Annotated in this window: 10 protein-coding genes; 5 read left to right on the plus strand and 5 right to left on the minus strand. The window is 34.4% G+C overall.

The genetic code is table 11. The features are described 5' to 3' along the window. The first annotated feature begins 136 nt into the window (after positions 1-136). Positions 137-1927 carry a sodium-extruding oxaloacetate decarboxylase subunit alpha gene (gene oadA, locus JJQ98_RS05375; RefSeq protein WP_005021123.1) on the plus strand — a complete coding sequence of 597 codons (1791 nt, stop codon included), beginning with the start codon at positions 137-139 and terminating at the stop codon, positions 1925-1927. Continuing rightward, entirely contained in the window at positions 1927-3177 is a 1251-nt protein-coding gene (gene xseA, locus JJQ98_RS05380) for an exodeoxyribonuclease VII large subunit (protein WP_151104588.1), read from the plus strand. Before oadA ends, xseA begins: the two co-directional genes overlap by 1 nt. On the opposite strand, the gene JJQ98_RS05385 is transcribed toward xseA, so the two are convergent. The 3 genes from JJQ98_RS05385 to typA are packed head-to-tail and all read right to left on the minus strand — an operon-like array spanning position 3174 to position 8745. Beyond that, a complete protein-coding gene (locus JJQ98_RS05385) occupies positions 3174-4562 on the minus strand; it encodes a PhoH family protein (protein WP_151104587.1) in 1389 nt (462 codons plus the stop codon). The two genes, xseA and JJQ98_RS05385, sit on opposite strands and share 4 nt — an antisense overlap. Further along, positions 4563-6929 carry a ribonucleoside-diphosphate reductase subunit alpha gene (locus JJQ98_RS05390; protein WP_005021126.1) on the minus strand — a complete coding sequence of 789 codons (2367 nt, stop codon included), beginning with the start codon at positions 6927-6929 and terminating at the stop codon, positions 4563-4565. Between the two features lie 16 nt (positions 6930-6945). Further along, a complete protein-coding gene (gene typA / locus JJQ98_RS05395) occupies positions 6946-8745 on the minus strand; it encodes a translational GTPase TypA (protein WP_054195001.1) in 1800 nt (599 codons plus the stop codon). Positions 8746-8907: 162 nt separating this feature from the next. Between typA and fliK the strand changes: the two genes are divergently transcribed. The 3 genes from fliK to JJQ98_RS05410 are packed head-to-tail and all read left to right on the plus strand — an operon-like array spanning position 8908 to position 14370. Next, entirely contained in the window at positions 8908-10938 is a 2031-nt protein-coding gene (fliK, locus tag JJQ98_RS05400) for a flagellar hook-length control protein FliK (protein ID WP_151104586.1), read from the plus strand. 13 nt (positions 10939-10951) lie between these two features. Then, on the plus strand, positions 10952-12064 hold the full coding sequence (gene flgD / locus JJQ98_RS05405) for a flagellar hook assembly protein FlgD (protein WP_151104585.1): 1113 nt from the start codon (positions 10952-10954) through the stop codon (positions 12062-12064). Positions 12065-12075: 11 nt separating this feature from the next. Continuing rightward, a complete protein-coding gene (locus tag JJQ98_RS05410) occupies positions 12076-14370 on the plus strand; it encodes a flagellar hook-basal body complex protein (protein WP_151104584.1) in 2295 nt (764 codons plus the stop codon). 111 nt (positions 14371-14481) lie between these two features. On the opposite strand, the gene JJQ98_RS05415 is transcribed toward JJQ98_RS05410, so the two are convergent. Together JJQ98_RS05415 and JJQ98_RS05420 are read right to left on the minus strand one after the other, a co-directional pair. After that, the gene (locus JJQ98_RS05415) at positions 14482-15618 is read right to left on the minus strand and encodes a radical SAM protein (protein WP_210670786.1); all 1137 of its coding nucleotides are present in this window, start codon (positions 15616-15618) and stop codon (positions 14482-14484) included. A 46-nt stretch (positions 15619-15664) separates the two neighbouring features. Beyond that, on the minus strand, positions 15665-16726 hold the full coding sequence (locus JJQ98_RS05420) for a tyrosine-type recombinase/integrase (protein ID WP_054197771.1): 1062 nt from the start codon (positions 16724-16726) through the stop codon (positions 15665-15667). Positions 16727-17206: the final 480 nt, after the last annotated feature.

Here is a 17206-nt window from a genome sequence, read left to right on the forward strand (position 1 = left end):
AGCTTAGAAGTTACAAATTAGCCTTTTTATCTTGGGCTTTGCCTTGCTGTATCCTTCACTAAGCTAGATACAAAGAAAGAATCTATATAATCTATGAAATTTTAATTTTTGACTTTAAATTTTGGGAGCGATTTAGATGATAAAAATCACGGAAAATAGCCTAAGAGATGGACATCAATCTTTGCTTGCAACAAGAATGCGAACAGAAGATATGATAGAGGCAGCAAGAATCTTTGAGCAAATTGGTTTTTATAGCGTAGAAGTATGGGGTGGGGCAACTTATGATACTTGTTTGCGTTATCTCAAAGAGGATCCTTTTGAGAGATTGGCAATTTTTAAAGAAATTTTCAAAAAAACCCCTATACAAATGCTTCTAAGGGGGCAAAATTTGATTGGTTATCGCCATTATGCGGATGATATTGTGAGAGAATTTATCAAATTAAGTGCGCAAAATGGCGTTGATATTTTCAGAATTTTTGATGCATTAAATGATATAAGAAATCTTGAAGTTTCCATAGAGGAAGTTAAAAAACACAATAAACACGCACAAGGTGCAATCTGCTATACGACTTCTCCGGTGCATACAATAAAAAGTTTTGTAGAATATGGGAAAGAGTTGGCAAAACGAGGCTGTGATTCTTTGGCAATCAAAGATATGGCGGGATTAATTACCCCAAATGCAGCCTATGAGCTTACAAAGGCGTTGAAAGCAGAAATCGGACTTCCTTTGGCATTGCACACTCACTCTACTGCCGGATTTGCTTTTGGTTCTCATCTCAAAGCCATTGAGGCAGGGATTGACATTATTGATTTGGCAAATTCTGCATTAGCAGAAGGGACAAGCCACCCTTGCACGCAATCTATGGTAGCGACGCTAAAAGATACACAATGGGATAGCAAACTTGATTTATCATTGATGGAAAAAGCAGCAGAGATTCTAAAACGCAATCGCAAAAAATATAAAAAATTTGAATCCTCTTATAATCAAATTGACACGCGTGTATTAGTTAATCAAATCCCTGGAGGTATGATTTCTAATATGGCAAATCAGCTTAGAGAGCAAAATGCTTTGGATAAAATGGATGAAGTATTAGCCGAAATTCCAAATGTAAGAAAAGATTTTGGTTATCCTCCACTTGTAACGCCATCTAGTCAAATTGTTGGGACACAAGCGGTTTTGAATATCCTCACTCAAACAAGATACAAGACGCTTACCACAGAATCCAAAAATCTCATTAAAGGATACTATGGTAAGACTCCAGCACCAATTGCAAAGGAATTGATACAAAAAATTCAAGCAGAAGGTGAGGAAATCATCACAGAGCGTCCCGCGGATAAATTGCAACCCGAGCTACAAAAGGCGATTGAAGAATCCAGAGATTTTGCCAAAAGTCCAACTGATATAATTTCTTATGCTATTTTTGGAAGTATTGCAAAAACTTTTTTGATAGAACGCAATGAAAATCGTCTAACTCCCGAGGCATTGACGACTTTTGAAGATGATCATAGACCTATGCCAAAAGATTTTATGATTAATCTTCATGGGGAGAGTTATCATATCAAAGTAGAGGGAAGTGGTGCAAAAGATGAGGAAATACGACCATTCTTTGTGCGTATCAATGGGGATTTAAGAGAAGTATTTGTAGTTTCTAATGAAGATAACACAAAAAAAGAGAGCATAAAAAATGGAGATTCACTGCCACAAGCAAGTTTGCCTGGACACATTATCTCGCCAATGCCCGGAAATCTAACAAAGCTAAAAGTGAAAGTTGGGGATAATATCAAAGAAGGCGATGTTGTAGCGATTGTGGAAGCTATGAAAATGGAAAATCAAGTTTTAGCCACAAAAGGTGGTGAAGTAAAAGAGATTTATGCAAGAGAAGGGCAGCAAATTAGTGCTAATCTTGCGATTATGCTTGTAGAATAATGCAAACCCTTAGTGTTAGTGAATTGAACTTGCAAATTAAAAGTTTGCTAGAAGCGACTTTTTTGCAAGTTAGCGTGTGTGGGGAAGTGAGCAATTGCACCTATCATTCAAGCGGACATATTTATTTTTCTATCAAAGATAAAGATTCTGCACTTAAATGCGTAATGTTTAGGGGTAATGCAAGGAATCTCAAATTCAAAATTGAAGATGGTATGGATTTAACACTGAGTGGAGGCATTACGCTTTATACTCCACGAGGAGAATACCAGCTTAATTGTTTGAGTGCTATTCCTAGCGGTATTGGGGAGCTAACTCTTGCTTTTGAGCAACTCAAAAAAGACTATGAAGCAAAGGGATATTTTAACAATAAAAAATCTATCCCAAGATTCCCCTACAAAATCGCATTAATTACTTCCAAAAGTGGAGCGGTTTTGCAAGATATGTTGAGGATTGCAAAAAGGCGGTGGAATCTCATAGAATTTACACTAATGGACACTTTGGTGCAAGGGGAGGGGGCAAAGGAAAATATTGCTAGAAATATCCAATATGCAGATTCTTTGGGCTTTGATTGCATTGTGATTGCTAGAGGGGGCGGAAGCTTAGAAGATTTATGGGCTTTTAATGAGCCGTTGGTGATTGAAGCAATTTATCAAGCCAAAACTCCAATTATTTCAGCTATTGGGCATGAGCCAGATTTTGTTTTGAGTGATTTTGTCGCTGATTTACGCGCTCCAACACCAAGTGCTGCTATGGAAATGTTGCTTCCAGATAAATTAGAATGGCTGATGAATCTTGATTTGCTACAAAAAAATCTTGATAACAAAATCCAAATGATTTTATACCAAAAGCACAAAAAATTAGAACATTTGGAGATTTTATTGCAGAAAAATTCATTTTTTACGAAATTAGAAAACTACAAACAGCAACTTTCATTGTGCTATAAACTTCTTACTCAAAATTTTTCCTCAAAGTGGATAAAATACAACTATCTTTTAGAATCATTGCCTTCACTTTTGGAGCAAAAAATGCTAAAGATTCTACACAAAAAGCTTAATGAACTCTCGCTCTTAAAAGCAAAACTAGAAGCCAAAAATCCAAAAAATAATCAAAAAAAAGGCTATGTTTATGCAAGTTTTCAAAATAAGCCCATTAGAACACTTGACGAAATTCCTTTAGATTCTGTTTTGATGCTAGAGGATTTGACGACAAAATTAAAAGTTATCACAAAAGAAAAAATAACCCGCAATTAAAGATTATCTTCAAACCAAGCAGCTATTTCACTTCTAATTGTTTGTTTGAGGGTAATCCCTGCTAAAAAATCTTCATTTTTGGCTTTGTTGAGTAGCGTGACTAATCCATTGCGATATTTACTTAAATAAGGGTGGTCAATTTGTGCAGGATCGCCTAAAAAGACAATTTTAGAATCTTCTCCCATCCTTGTGCCAACTAATTTAATAGTGGCGTTAGAGGCATTTTGTGCTTCATCAAAAATTACAAACTTTTTTGCAATGCTTGTGCCTCTTAAATGGGCAATATCCATGACTTCGATATTGTGCTTTTGAATAAAATATTCTGTTGCTTCTTTGTTGAAAATGCTATTAGCTTCGCCTCTGTATTCGATTCTTTTTGCCAAAGATTCTTTTTGCATTTTGGTAATCATAAAATTAATTGCACTAAAAAGCGGATACATAAAATAATTTAGCTTTTGACTTTCATCGCCTTTGCGGAATCCAAGCTCTGCTTCTTTGTCATTTGCTGTTATGGTATTACGCATATAAACAATGCCATTAACTTCGCCTTTTTTTAACAAATGCAATCCCGCTTGCAATGCTATCAATGTCTTGCCACTACCTGTAGCACCGCTGCAAATGGTAATTTTGTTTTTAGGATGAGTTAAGATAGAATAAAGGAATTTTTGTTCTAAATTAATCGGATTGATATAAAGCTTATCTTCGGCAATCAAATCAAAGTTAAGCTCCACAAATTCATTATTTAATTTTATTCCATAATGCCTTTTGCCCGTTTCATAAAGCGAATTTTCAGTGTTATCTTGTTCGGTAATTTCAAGCAAACTCCAATTTTTGAGGGCGATAAAATCGCTATTGGCTTCTATGGAATCCTTAATATGATTCTTGTGTGCTTTAAAATGGTGCAAAAAATTAATATCTTGAGGGTTATCTATTTTGTCACGCATAAGAGATTGAGAAATAAGGCTATTTGAAATAGCATAAACCTTTAAAGAAATATCATTAGTCAGCAAAATAAGATTGTAATCCTTAGCTACTTCTAATATTCTTGCATCATTTAGCCCGTAATCTAAAGAATGGGTTTGATATTTTGGGCGATGGATAATTTGCAAGGGTATTTTAACATTGTGGGATAGAAAATAAATTTGATGAATTTTGTCGCTATTTTTGGGAGGAAATTCAGAGAGATTTGATTCATCACTTAAAATATTGCGGAAAAATTCTCTTGCAAAAAAACCAGTTTGATTGTTTAAATCTTTCTTTTTGTCTAGCTCACTTAAGGTAACATCACAAATAAAAATGTGATTTTCGCCATTTTGATGCAGAAAATAAAGATTCTCCACATCATCTAAAATAATTGAAGTATCAATCAAATAAGCCTTATTCACTTATTGGCAACCCTCGCATTCTATACTTCTATCCATTGTCGAGTTTTCTGCCTCTACGCTTTGAGAACGCAAATAATAAGTGGATTTAAGCCCTAATCTCCAAGCTAAGCTATAAATATCATTGAGATATTTTCCGCTTGCTTTATCTAACGAGATAAAAATATTTGTACTTTGCCCTTGATCAATCCATTTTTGGCGAATGGCAGCTGCTTTGATAATAAGCGTTTGATCGATTTCGTAAGCAGAAGTGTAATAATTCCAGTTCTCCAAACTCAAATTTGGGGCGACAACAGGGATTAACCCACTTAAATTTTCTTCAAACCATTTGCGTTTGTAGATTGGTTCAATAGTTTGTGTTGTCCCTACAAGAATAGAAATAGAGCTTGTAGGTGCAATAGCCATTAAATAGCCATTGCGAATGCCTTTTGTTTTGACTTCTTCTCTTAAAGAATCCCAATCATAGATAAAGCCAAAAAGCCCGCCTCTATCTACTAAGGCTTTGGCTTCATTATTTGCCTTGTCAATTGGAAAGATTCCTTGAGACCATAAAGAACCAGCAAAATCGTTATAAACGCCCTTTTCTTGAGCTAATTTACAACTTGCATTAATAGCATTGTAGCTTATCATCTCCATAATCTCATCAATTTTTTCTAAATGTTTTTGGCTGCCCCATTCAATCTTGTTTTCAGCAAGCATTTGAGCCTCTCCCATTACACCAAGACCGATTGCGCGTGTATCAAGATTAGTGACTTTCACTTTGCGATTGGGATAGAAATTTAAATCAATCACATTATCCAACATTCTAATAGCAATAGGCACCACTCTTTCTATATCTTCTTTTGTATTGATTTTGGAAAGATTAATGGAGGCTAGGTTGCAAACCGCTGTTTTTCCATCCACTGATTCTCTTTGGGAGATAAACACTTTTTTGCCATTAATGCTATCTGTTGAAGTGATTTTGTTGGAAGATTTAAGGATGCCACAATCCGTTAGCACTTCTTGATATTCCTCGTAATCTTGAATAGTGCCATCTTCAAATTCTACACGAATAAAGCATTTATTGGGTTCTGTATTTTGGAATATTTCTGTGCAAAGATTAGAGCTTCTAATGATTCCTGAATGGTAATTTGGATTTGCTCTATTTGCATTATCTTTGAAACACAAAAAGGGAGAGCCAACTTCAAAATAATTAGTCAAGATTCTTTTCCATAAATCCTTAGCCTTAATGGTTTCTTTTGGGATAGATTCATCGGCTTCATATTCTTTGTATCTCTTTTCAAAAGCTTCCCCATAGAGATTAGTCAAATCCGCACAAGTAAGGGCATCAAATAAATTCCACAATCCATCTTCTGCTACTCTTTTCATAAACAAATCAGGAATCCATAATGCAGGGAACAAATCATGCGTTCTGCGTCTTTCTTCTCCACTATTTTTTTTGATATCAACAAAATCAAAAATATCACTATGCCAAGGTTCTAAATACACAGCAATAGCACCTTTTCTAGTCCCTAATTGATCTACAGCAATTGCAATATCATTAGTGATTTTTAAAAATGGGACAACCCCACCTGCTGCATTTTTGTGTCCATCAATGAAGCTTCCCAAACCTCGAATCTTAGAAAAATCCCAACCAATTCCACCGCCATATTTGCTTAGAAGTGCCATTTCTTTGTAAGAATCAAAAATCCCTTCAATATTATCAGGAGTGCTTCCTATATAACAAGAGCTAAGTTGATGGCGAGGGGTTCTAGCATTTGAGAGGGTAGGGGTAGCTGCCATTACTTCAAATTTAGAAAGTAAATCATAAAATTGTTCAGCCCAATAAGTTGGATCATCTTCATTTTGTGCCAAAAACATTGCAATGCCCATAAACATATGTTGAGGCAGCTCAATAGGATTGCCTTTTTTATCTTTTAGAAGATAGCGATCATAAAGCGTTTTGATGCCCAAATAAGTGAATTGTAAATCTCTTTTTGGGTCAATCTTTAAATTCAACTTCTCAAGATTAAATTTTTCCTTCATGCCTTTAATGATACGATTCTCTTTTTCTCCTATTTCTAAATATTCCTTTAGTGTTTTATAGCCGTTGAATCCATTTACTTTGTGGTATAAATCATACAAAAATAATCTTGCTGCAACAAATGTCCAATTAGGACAATCAATATCTATTTTATCCACAGCGGTTTTAATCAGTGTTTGTTGAATCTCTTGAGTGGTAATTCTATCCCTAAAATGCAATTTTGCATCTACTTCTAATTCACTTTGTGAAACCCCCTCTAATCCTACCACCGAATCATGTGTGTATTTTTGGATTTTGGTGACATCAAGCGGCTCAATTCTCCCATCTCTTTTAATGACTGTTAGCATTTCTCACCCCCTCCCTTTATTTGCTTTTTCTTTTTCTTTGTGTTGGATCAAGCACCTTTTTGCGAATTCTAATATTTTTTGGAGTAACTTCCAAGATTTCATCTTCTTCTATCCACTCTAATGCTCTCTCCAAATTTAAATCCCTAGGAGGAGTTAGCTTAATAGCATCATCACTGCCACTTGCACGCATATTTGTGAGATGTTTTGCTTTGATAGGATTAACATCCAAATCATTTTCTCTTGAATGCTCCCCAATAATCATTCCTACATAAACCTTTGTTTGTGGTGGAATAAACAATACTCCTCTTTCTTGAATATTTCCCAAAGAAAATGGAGTAGCCTCTCCATTTTCCATAGAAATTAATGCTCCATTGTTGCGAGTTTCTACATTACCGCTAAAGGGGCGGAATTCCAAAAAGCTATTATTCATCACGCCTTCGCCTTTGGTATCGGTTAAAAACTCGCTACGATAGCCAATAAGCCCTCGTGCTGGAATCTCAAATTCCAATCTTGTATAACCTTCTCCCATAGGATTCATTGCCTTTAGCTCTGCTTTGCGTCTGCCTAATTTTTCTATTACACTTCCAGAATAATCTTGTGGAGTGTCAATAACTAGAGATTCAAAAGGTTCGCACTTTTGCCCATCAATCTCTTTGACAATGACTTCAGGACGCGAAATGCTAAACTCAAAGTCTTCTCTTCTTAGATTTTCTGCCAAAATTGTAATTTGCAATTCACCTCTACCACTTACTTTAAACTTTCCTTCGCCAAGCTCTTCTATTTTCATAGCAATGTTGGTTTGCATTTCTTTTTCTAAACGCTCTTTAAGCTTATTAGCTGTTACATGCTTGCCTTCTAATCCGGCTAATGGAGAATCATTGACTGCGAAATTTACACTCATTGTTGGCTCTTCTAAGTGCATAGGATCAAGCGGAATAGGGTTGTTTGGATCTACAATAGAATCCCCTACATTAATAGAATGGAATCCTGCCAAAGCGACAATATCTCCCGCTTGTGCTTCATCAATTTCTGTGCGAGCTAAGCCATAAAAGCCAATAAGTTTTGTGATTTTCCCGGTGATTTTTTCTCCATTGCTCTTTGCAAGCATTACATTTTCGCCTTTTTTGACTTTACCATTAAAGATTCTAGCAATTCCAATTTTTCCTACATAATTATCATAATCAAGAGTGAAAATTTGAATTTGCAAAGGATTTTCTTTATTTCCACTTGGCAATGGCACATATTCCAAAATTGCTTCAAAGAGTGGTCCTAGGTCTTTTTTTTCATCTTCTAAATTTTTAATTGCATAACCATCTCTTGCAGCAGCATATACGACAGGAAAGTCCAATTGCTCTTCATTAGCACCCATTGCAGCAAACAAATCAAAAACTTCATCAATCACTCTATCAGGCTGTGCAGCAGGCTTATCAATTTTATTTACCACAACAATAGGGCGAATCCCTAAAGCCAAAGCCTTTTTTACAACAAATTTTGTTTGTGGCATTACCCCTTCTTGTGCATCAACCAAAAGCAAAACTCCATCAACCATTTTCAAAACTCGCTCGACTTCACCTCCAAAATCTGCGTGTCCGGGAGTATCGATAATGTTGATTTTTGTATTTTTATAGCGGATAGCTGTATTTTTTGAAAGAATAGTAATTCCTCTCTCTTTTTCTATATCGTTGCTATCCATTACACGCTCATCAATTTGTTCGTGGCTTGCAAAAGTCCCCGATTGCTTTAACAACCCATCAACTAAAGTGGTTTTTCCGTGATCAACGTGTGCAATAACTGCAATATTTCTAATTTCTTGCATAAACTTCCTTGTAAAAATAAAAATAAAAAAGTTTTGGAATTCTACTCAAGAAAGGATTATAAAATTCTTTAAAAAATTAGTAGAAAATTTGATAATTAAATATGGAATACTATTTGCTTTATATTCCATATAGAAATTTTATTTTAAGAGTTTAATTCAAAAATGATACCTTTTTTAGATGTAGAAAAAATTAACCATAAAAGTGCGATAAAGTCCGATATTTCTAGCATTCAAGAAGAAAAAAGTGATTTTGCAGAAATTTTCAATCTTTTAAGTAATCAAACTTCAAAAAAAGAATCCAATATAAAAGTGGAGAAAAAAGATTCTAAAGATTCTTTGGCTCAAGAAGGCGACAAAAAACAAACCTCAAAAAAACCTCAAGAAAAAGAAGCAGACGCTCTTTTGTCATCAAAAGAAAACAAAAATACATTCACAAAAGAAGAAACTTCCAAAAAAGAAGTTGTGGCAGAAAATTTTGTAGCAATTAAGCAAAACCAAAATCAAACATTGCAATCTCTAAACCAAAACAACAACAACACACAAAAAGCAATCAAAACCAAGCAAGAAACTATCCCTCAAAGTCCTCAGAATCCTAAAGAATTATTAGAATTTACCAAAGCTCAAAATACTCCAAAAACACTCAAAGATATTGTGGAATTGTCCAATAAAATGCAATTAAATTTACAAAAAATTACAATAGTGGAGGAAAAAGCCATAGAGGACAAACTTCCTTTAAAAGAGATTATCCCTCAAGCTTCTTTAGTTTCTACAAAAAAGCAATCAAAAGTTAAACAAAACAAAACTGACAATATCTTTAATGCCATTTTGCAAGATAAAGATTTTATACAACAAAAAGTCAAAAAACAAAACCCTCAACAAGCAACCATACAAGAAAAAAATAACAAAAAAGAGACAATAACCCAAAGTCCAACCAATGAAATTTTATCCAACAATCTAAAAACCACTACCAAAAAAGATTCTAAAAATACCCTTGATTCTAAGGAAACCAAGGAATTAAACATCAATCCCAAAGAAGTCAAGAGTGAAAATCCCCAATTTGAAATAAAATCGGTTGAAATAAAATCAAAAGATAAAAAAGTAGAAAAACAAGAAAATCATTCAATTGCCACCAAAACACCAAAAGAAGAAACAAAAAATCAAAGCACAATAAAACAAGCCTCAATAGAAATCCAAGCAGAAAAAATCAAATCAAACAAGCCTGATTCTACTAATATTAATGCTGAAACAAAAAATACTGCAAACTCAATACAAGAAAACAAAGAATTGCCCAAAGAAGCTTTATTGAATCCAGAAGAAGTAGAAACCAAAATTCAATCCAGCAAAAATAATGAAATAGAACCTAAAAACAGCAAAAACACAAAACCAACAGAATCTCAAACAATCACTAATCCAATAACAATCAAAGAAGATAAAGAAAGCAAAGAGGATAAGAACAAAAACTCTTCAAAAATTACCAAACAAGAAGACAAATACACCTCAATCAAGCAAGATGCCAAAGAAGAAATGATACAAAAATATTCTGATAATCAGATTCAAACAAAAGAGGAAATGCAAAAGAGTGATGAACAGCGTTTTTTGGATAATTTGCTCAAAATAGAAACCCCTCAAAAAAGCAAACAAGCTCCGCAAATAACTAAAATTGAAGAGGGCAAAGACCACAAAGAAAAAAACAATAAAATACACCAAGAAATTTATCAAACTAGCATTCAAAATCAAAGCTTTGAATCTTTTAATCCAAAAAACACTTTCTTGCATTTTAGTGACAAGCTTAGAGACGCACTTCAAAACTACAAGCCACCCATTACCAAAATTTCTTTGGAGCTAAATCCTGAAAATTTGGGCAGTGTAGAGCTTACTATTACCAAAATGGGAGATAAAGTCAATATACAAATCGGTTCTAATCAAACAGCTTTGCAACTTTTTATGCAAAATGCCCAAGAATTTAAAATTCAACTCAATAATGTAGGCTTTAATGAGGTAACAATGGATTTTAAGGACACTAGTGGAAATAGTTTTTCCCAAAATAATGGAGGAAATTTTGGAAATTCTCAACAACAAAATCCTAATCAACACCAAAAGAGGAACGAAAATGGCTTGTATATTTACAAACAAGCTGAAGAATCTAATTTGGAAATCTCACATTTAGATTTAAGCTTTTCTTATTATGCCTAAAAAGGAGTAAAAGATGACAATATCAAGTAGCAACAATTATCTTAACTATACAGCAGATGCAACAGCTAGAACAGCACAATCTCGAACAGGAGAGAGTGATACAAGCAGCGATTCAACACAAAACAACACCGATACTTCCACAGATAATTCCACTAATACAGATAATAGCACAGGAGGCACAACTGGCAATTCTGGAAGTGGCTCGACAGATAATTCAAGTGGTTCTTCTGGGAATTCTGGTAGCAGCTCTGGAGATTCTAGCACAGATGGCACTGATAGTATATTTCCCGGAGATACACCGATTATAAAAGACGAGGAAGAGGATAACAATGGCTTAGGGACAGAAGCTTTTATGCGATTATTTTTAGAGCAACTAAAAAATCAAGATCCCACAGCTCCTATGGAAACACAAGAAATTTTAACCCAAACTGCTCAGCTAACACAAGTAGAAGCACAAACCCAAATGAAAAATGCTATGGAGCAAATGACAACGACTATGCAATCGATGCAAGAAACTAATGAAAAAACCATAGAAGCACAACAAAAATTAATTAAAACACAAGAAAAAATGTTAGAAACTATGGGGGTTTTAGCTGGAAGTATCCAAGATAGTAGTATTATTGGTGGATACAACACTGTGGGTATGATAGGAAATATCGCAGAAACTCCTTATACAGCTTTAAAGGTAGAGAAAAATGAAGCCATTGATTTTGAGCTTTATTTTGATGAGCCTATTGATCCAACCAAAGGGCAACCAAAGATTACAATCACCGATAAAGACAATAATGTTATTCGCGAAATTGACTTAGCTGCCCAAGATGAGGAAGGAAATTATATCTACCTTAACAAAGAAGGTTATGTGGAGTTTGAATGGGATACAAGGGATAGTAAAGGCAAATTTGTGGCAAATGGAGATTATACTGTGAAAGCTGAGTATAACTTAGATTCTACTACTAATCAATACAAAGAAACGCAGCTTGGTAGAGGAGAAGTGCAAAGTATTTTGTTTGATGCGGGAGTGCCTTATGTTAAATTAGGGGATCATTTAACCGTGCCAATTATTTATGTAACTTCTTATTATAAGAAAACCGGAGAAGGCATTCAATTGCCTGATAGTTCCAATTAAAGGAGATTGAAATGGTAGGCTCACTTTATAGCGGTATTAGCGGTATTAAGACTCATCAAGTTGGAATTGATGTAACTTCAAATAATATCGCAAACATTAACACAACCGGTTTTAGAGCAAATACTCCAGAATTTAAAAGTTTATTTTCAACGAATTTAAATTATGTTAATTCTAATTCCCCCGTTGCAAATGACTATAATTATGGTGTTACGCTTGGCTCAAATGCTATTAATACTAATGATGGAACTTATGTAAGTGCAGATGGGGATTTCAATGTTGCTTATAGCGGCAAGGGTTGGTTTGTAGTTGGATTAAACAAAAATGGTGAATTTGACATCAACAATCCAAACTACAATGTCAAACAAAACTATTTTACTCGCGATGGTTCTTTTAGTTTGGATGGAGAAGGATATTTGGTCAATTCAAGTGGATATTATATGTATGGAATCAATCTTGGAAAAATTGCAGCAGATGGCACACTCACGGGCACAAACAATCTACAACAAGATTATGCTAATCTTGGAGGATCTGTGCTAGAGCCTATCCAAATACCAAAAGAATTGCATTATCAGCCTACACTTACAACAGAAGTAAATCTCGCAGTCAATCTCAATCGCACACAAAATGCAAAAGGAATTACTGCCTTGCAAGATATAAATGGTAATTTTAGTATGGAAAAATTCCTTGCACAAGATATTAATTCCCTCATGGATTCTAGTGGAAAGTTGCTAGATGCAAAAAACTACAAAGATATTACTTTTAGCATTGAGCAAAATGGCGTTACGACAAACCATACTTTTACTTATGGGGATACGGGTGCAAATGGCTTTAAGAGTGTAGGGGAGCTTATTGATTTGATTAAAGAGCAAACTGGGCTTGATTTGGCTTTAAAGCTTGATGAAAATGGAAATCCAAGCGATTGCTCTTTGTATCTTAGCAATAATTCTATGCAAAATATGAATGTAAGCATTAGCGGGAGATTAGCAGAAAAATTAGGATTAAGCACAAATAATGAAATATTAGATAGTGCTTTTACTTCCCAAATTAAGACTTTTGAAGAAAATGCAGTTTATCAAAATGGAGATTATGTTAATTATCAAGGAATGATTTTCCAAAAAAATGGGGAAGGGGAGGCTCTTGGCAATCCAATTGACAATCCAGAATCATGGAATCTTGTAGATTCTACTAAAGTCCCCACTTACCAAGAAAATCAAGAATATTTAGAGGGTGATTTCATTGTTTATGAAGGAAGAGTTTATCAAAGAAGTGCAGAAGAAATCACTATGGTAGAAGACCCAGAGACAGGGGAGCTTGTGCCACAAAATCCAGCTGAAGACACACAAGCATGGATAGAAGTTGGGGAAAACACCAAAGGAATGATAGCGGAATATCAAGCAGGGAATAATTATCAAGAAAATGCTATGGTAACTTTAAATGGTATTTTGTATCAAAAAGTGAATGGGGCAGGGAATACCAATCCTTCAGAAGATTCAAGTGGTTGGCGTATCTTGATGTCTGATTCTTTGGATAGCACTCAACTTAATGTCCCCGCTTATGAAACTAACACAGAAGTATATAGCGATACAGGCGAGAAATTTATCCTAAAAAATCAATACATTCTTATTGAGCAAGGCGACCAAACAGCTACTCCACCGATTAATGAAAGATGGGAAGTAAGAAGTGCGATTTATGACAGCACAGGCAAGACGATGATTAGTCAAAATCCAGTGCTTAGCGAAATATCTTTCAATGCTGATGGAAGTGCAAATGCTACACCTTTTGCAGTGGAGTTTCAAGGTGGAAGCATTCAGGTAAATCTAGCCCAAAGCGATGATGGCAAAAGCTCTAGCAATTTTGCCTATACAGATTCTGCACTCAAATCCGCAACACAAGATGGCACAGAATCTGGAATTATGGATGATATTGTTATTAATGAAGATGGTATTATTTTGGTAAATTTCACTAATGGCAAAGTTGAACCTATCGGGAGAATAGGGATTGCTGCTTTTGTCAATGATCAAGGTTTAAGCAAAGTGGGTGGGAATCTCTTTGAGATGAATGCAATGACTATTAATGGTGAAACATCAGTTGTGAGCGGACCGCCACTTCTTGCATGGGAAGAGACAGGCACTGCAAGTTTGAAATATGGGCAAGTGCTAGATCATATGCTTGAAACTAGCAATGTAGATACAGGGACTGCTTTAACAGATTTGATTGTTTATCAAAGAGGTTATCAAATGAGTGCAAAATCTATCACCACAGCAGATCAACTTATGCAAGAAGCAATCCAGCTCAAACGCAGCTAAAGAGGGTAAATCACATTTAGAGCTTTGATTAAAGATAGGCTATAAATCACCCTTGTGATTCCACATTTGCAAAGAGTTTGGGATTGCAAGAGGTAAGGGGAGGGGCAATTCTTACTCCAAATACTCCCCAATCTCTTTTTTAGAAGTTTTCCATTCTCCTATACTACGCCATTTTGCAACATTGCAATAACGACAAAATGGAATAGGTTTAGCCAAAAATTGTAAAATCTCTGTATAATCTTTGGCTTTGTAAATATCAATAAAATCAGAATCTATAACTTGTAAATTTTGATTAAATTTTTGGTTAAAAAATTCAATGTTTGCAGCAATATTGCAGGGATAAAGTTTCCCATCTCTTAATTGCACACAATTATTTGCCATACCACAATTTATAAAGCTATTGTAAGCATCAATATTGCCTTTTGGTTCTAAAATAAACTTCATTGAAGTTTTGACTACATTTTCATTATTAAAAAACTTTAGAGGAATCCCATAGCTTTCACACTTTGCTTTAATCAAATCCCAATCTACTTTAATGGGATATTTAGTAGGGTGAATTTCAATTCTATTATTTTTACAAGATTCCCAAAAACTTGTTTCTTGTTTGGGCAATAAGATTCCATTAGTTACAAGCCAAATAGCACTATTTGGAAAATATTTGCGTGTAATAGCAAAAAAATCTTTGCAATTAGGATTCAAAAGTGGTTCGCCACCCATAAGGTGGAATCTACCCACCAAACCATTAGTAATTTCACTCAATCTTTTTATCTCTTTTTCATAGGATTGAATATTTGGCATTTCATTAGGAGCTAATTGCGAGAAATGACTGCAGCTAAAACAGTTTAAATTGCAAGATTCAGCTAAGTGGATTTCAATTAATTGTAAAAATGGTTGTGGAGTAAGCTTTCGCAAATGTCTTGCAGTTTGATCATTACTGCGTTTGATAGCCTCATTTGTATTTTTTAAATCCGTGTTTTGTTGGGTTAAGTTTTGAATCTTAGATTCTGCATTTTGCAAAGTATTTTGTAAAATCTGTATTGTTTGCAGGTTTTGTTTAGAAACTTGCTTGAGGCTTTCGAGAGATTTTTCAAGTGCTGTGGTTTTAGTTTCTGCATTCTGTAGTGCTTTTTTAAGTTTTTCATGTTGTTTTCTATTTTTAGCCAAAGAAAGCAACCAACGCTTTTTGTTATCTAAAAAGGTGCTAAATGCCCCCCCCCCCCGCTTATTAGAAGAGTTTTGTTGTACCACAAATATCCTTTAAATCTGAAGTTTTAAGATGAAATTATAATATATTTTACATTATTTCTGTGGTTGCTTTGAGTTTTTGCTTGTCAAAATGCGTATAGATTCTTGAGGTATCTAGACTTGCATGCCCTAGGGCTTCTTGGACTAGCACCAAATCTTGACTTTTTTGATAGAGCAGGGTAGCAAAGGAATGTCGCAACATATGCGCGCCATTTTTTTCTTTGCGGATTCCATTAGTAAGCAAGACTTGTTCTACAATGCGGCTAACATAAGCTTGTGTGAGTTTTTTGGCTTTGTGATTGCAAAACAATAATTCATTTTCTACTTCCAAAGGACGAGAGTTAATCCAAGCCCCAAAATCACTATGAATATTTTTCGCCTTTATCATCACTACGCGGGGCTTATTGCCTTTGCCTTTCACTTGAATCACATAAAATTCTCCATCTAACATAATATCTTTGATTTTGAGATTCAAAGCCTCTCCCACGCGTATCCCGGTATAAATGATGGTTTTTAATAATAATCGATTTCTAGCACCCAAATCTTGATGTTTAAAGGGATAAGTTTCAATTCCATTTAAAAATCTCTGCACTTCCTCTTCATTCATGTAAGAAGGCAATTTTTGACCACTTTTCCCACGCAATCCACCCCAATTTTTTAGCTCGATTCTAAAAATATAAGAAGTGCTATCATCATCTTCGTTTTGCTTGTCAATAAAGCCAAAAAAGTTAATTAATGCAATGCGGTAATTTTTCTTTGTTGCATCAGAAAGTGAGCTTGTGTGAATTGTCAAAAACTCTTTTAACATTTCCTCATCGACTTCCTTTAAAGAAGCCAAACCAAGATAATTCAAATATTCATAGAGTTTCATCAAAGGAGTAAAATAAGTATTAATGCCGATTAATCCAGCATTCCTGCATTGTTTGCAAATTTCTTGCAGTTCTTGAATGCTCTTTGCACCTTTACGCAAGGCATTCAAAGCCAAAATAATATCTTTTTTGTTTTGCACTTGATGATTGGAAAGACTATTGAGTTTGCTATAAACAAATCGCTCAATCCAAAATAAGAGATTTTGTGCAAAATCATCTTTAAAATCAATTGGATAACGCATTATCGGTTCCTTAAATAAAATTAAGTTTTATTAATTTTTAAACTTTGGTTGCAATTATAGCAAAAAACTCTATATTTTGTATTGAAAACTATAATTTTCAAACTTTTTTTGTGAGTGTAGAAATAAGAAACGTTCTTGGTAGTTTTAAGTAAAATGTAAGGATAAAGAAGTCTTGCAATCTAACCTATAAAAAGGAACCATATGAAAAATTATCTTTCTACAATTAAAGACAATATTGTCTATCACCCAAATTCAATAGAAAGGAGAAAAATTGAAGCTAAATAAGATACTCACAAGCATCTTGTGCATTATTATACTGCTTTGCATTTTAATTAGCAAGTGCTACTAGGAATTTTAAATTTTCCTAGTCCTTTTTTGTTTTTAGTCTCTTTCCAATCTCAAAAACTGCTTACAAACTCATCAATATTAATGCGATAACCAAACTCTACTAGGAAATTAGCTTCACCAATACAATTATAA

The sequence above is a fragment of the Helicobacter pullorum NCTC 12824 genome (assembly GCF_017979475.1).
In the GTDB taxonomy this organism is placed as follows: Bacteria; Campylobacterota; Campylobacteria; order Campylobacterales; family Helicobacteraceae; genus Helicobacter_D; species Helicobacter_D pullorum.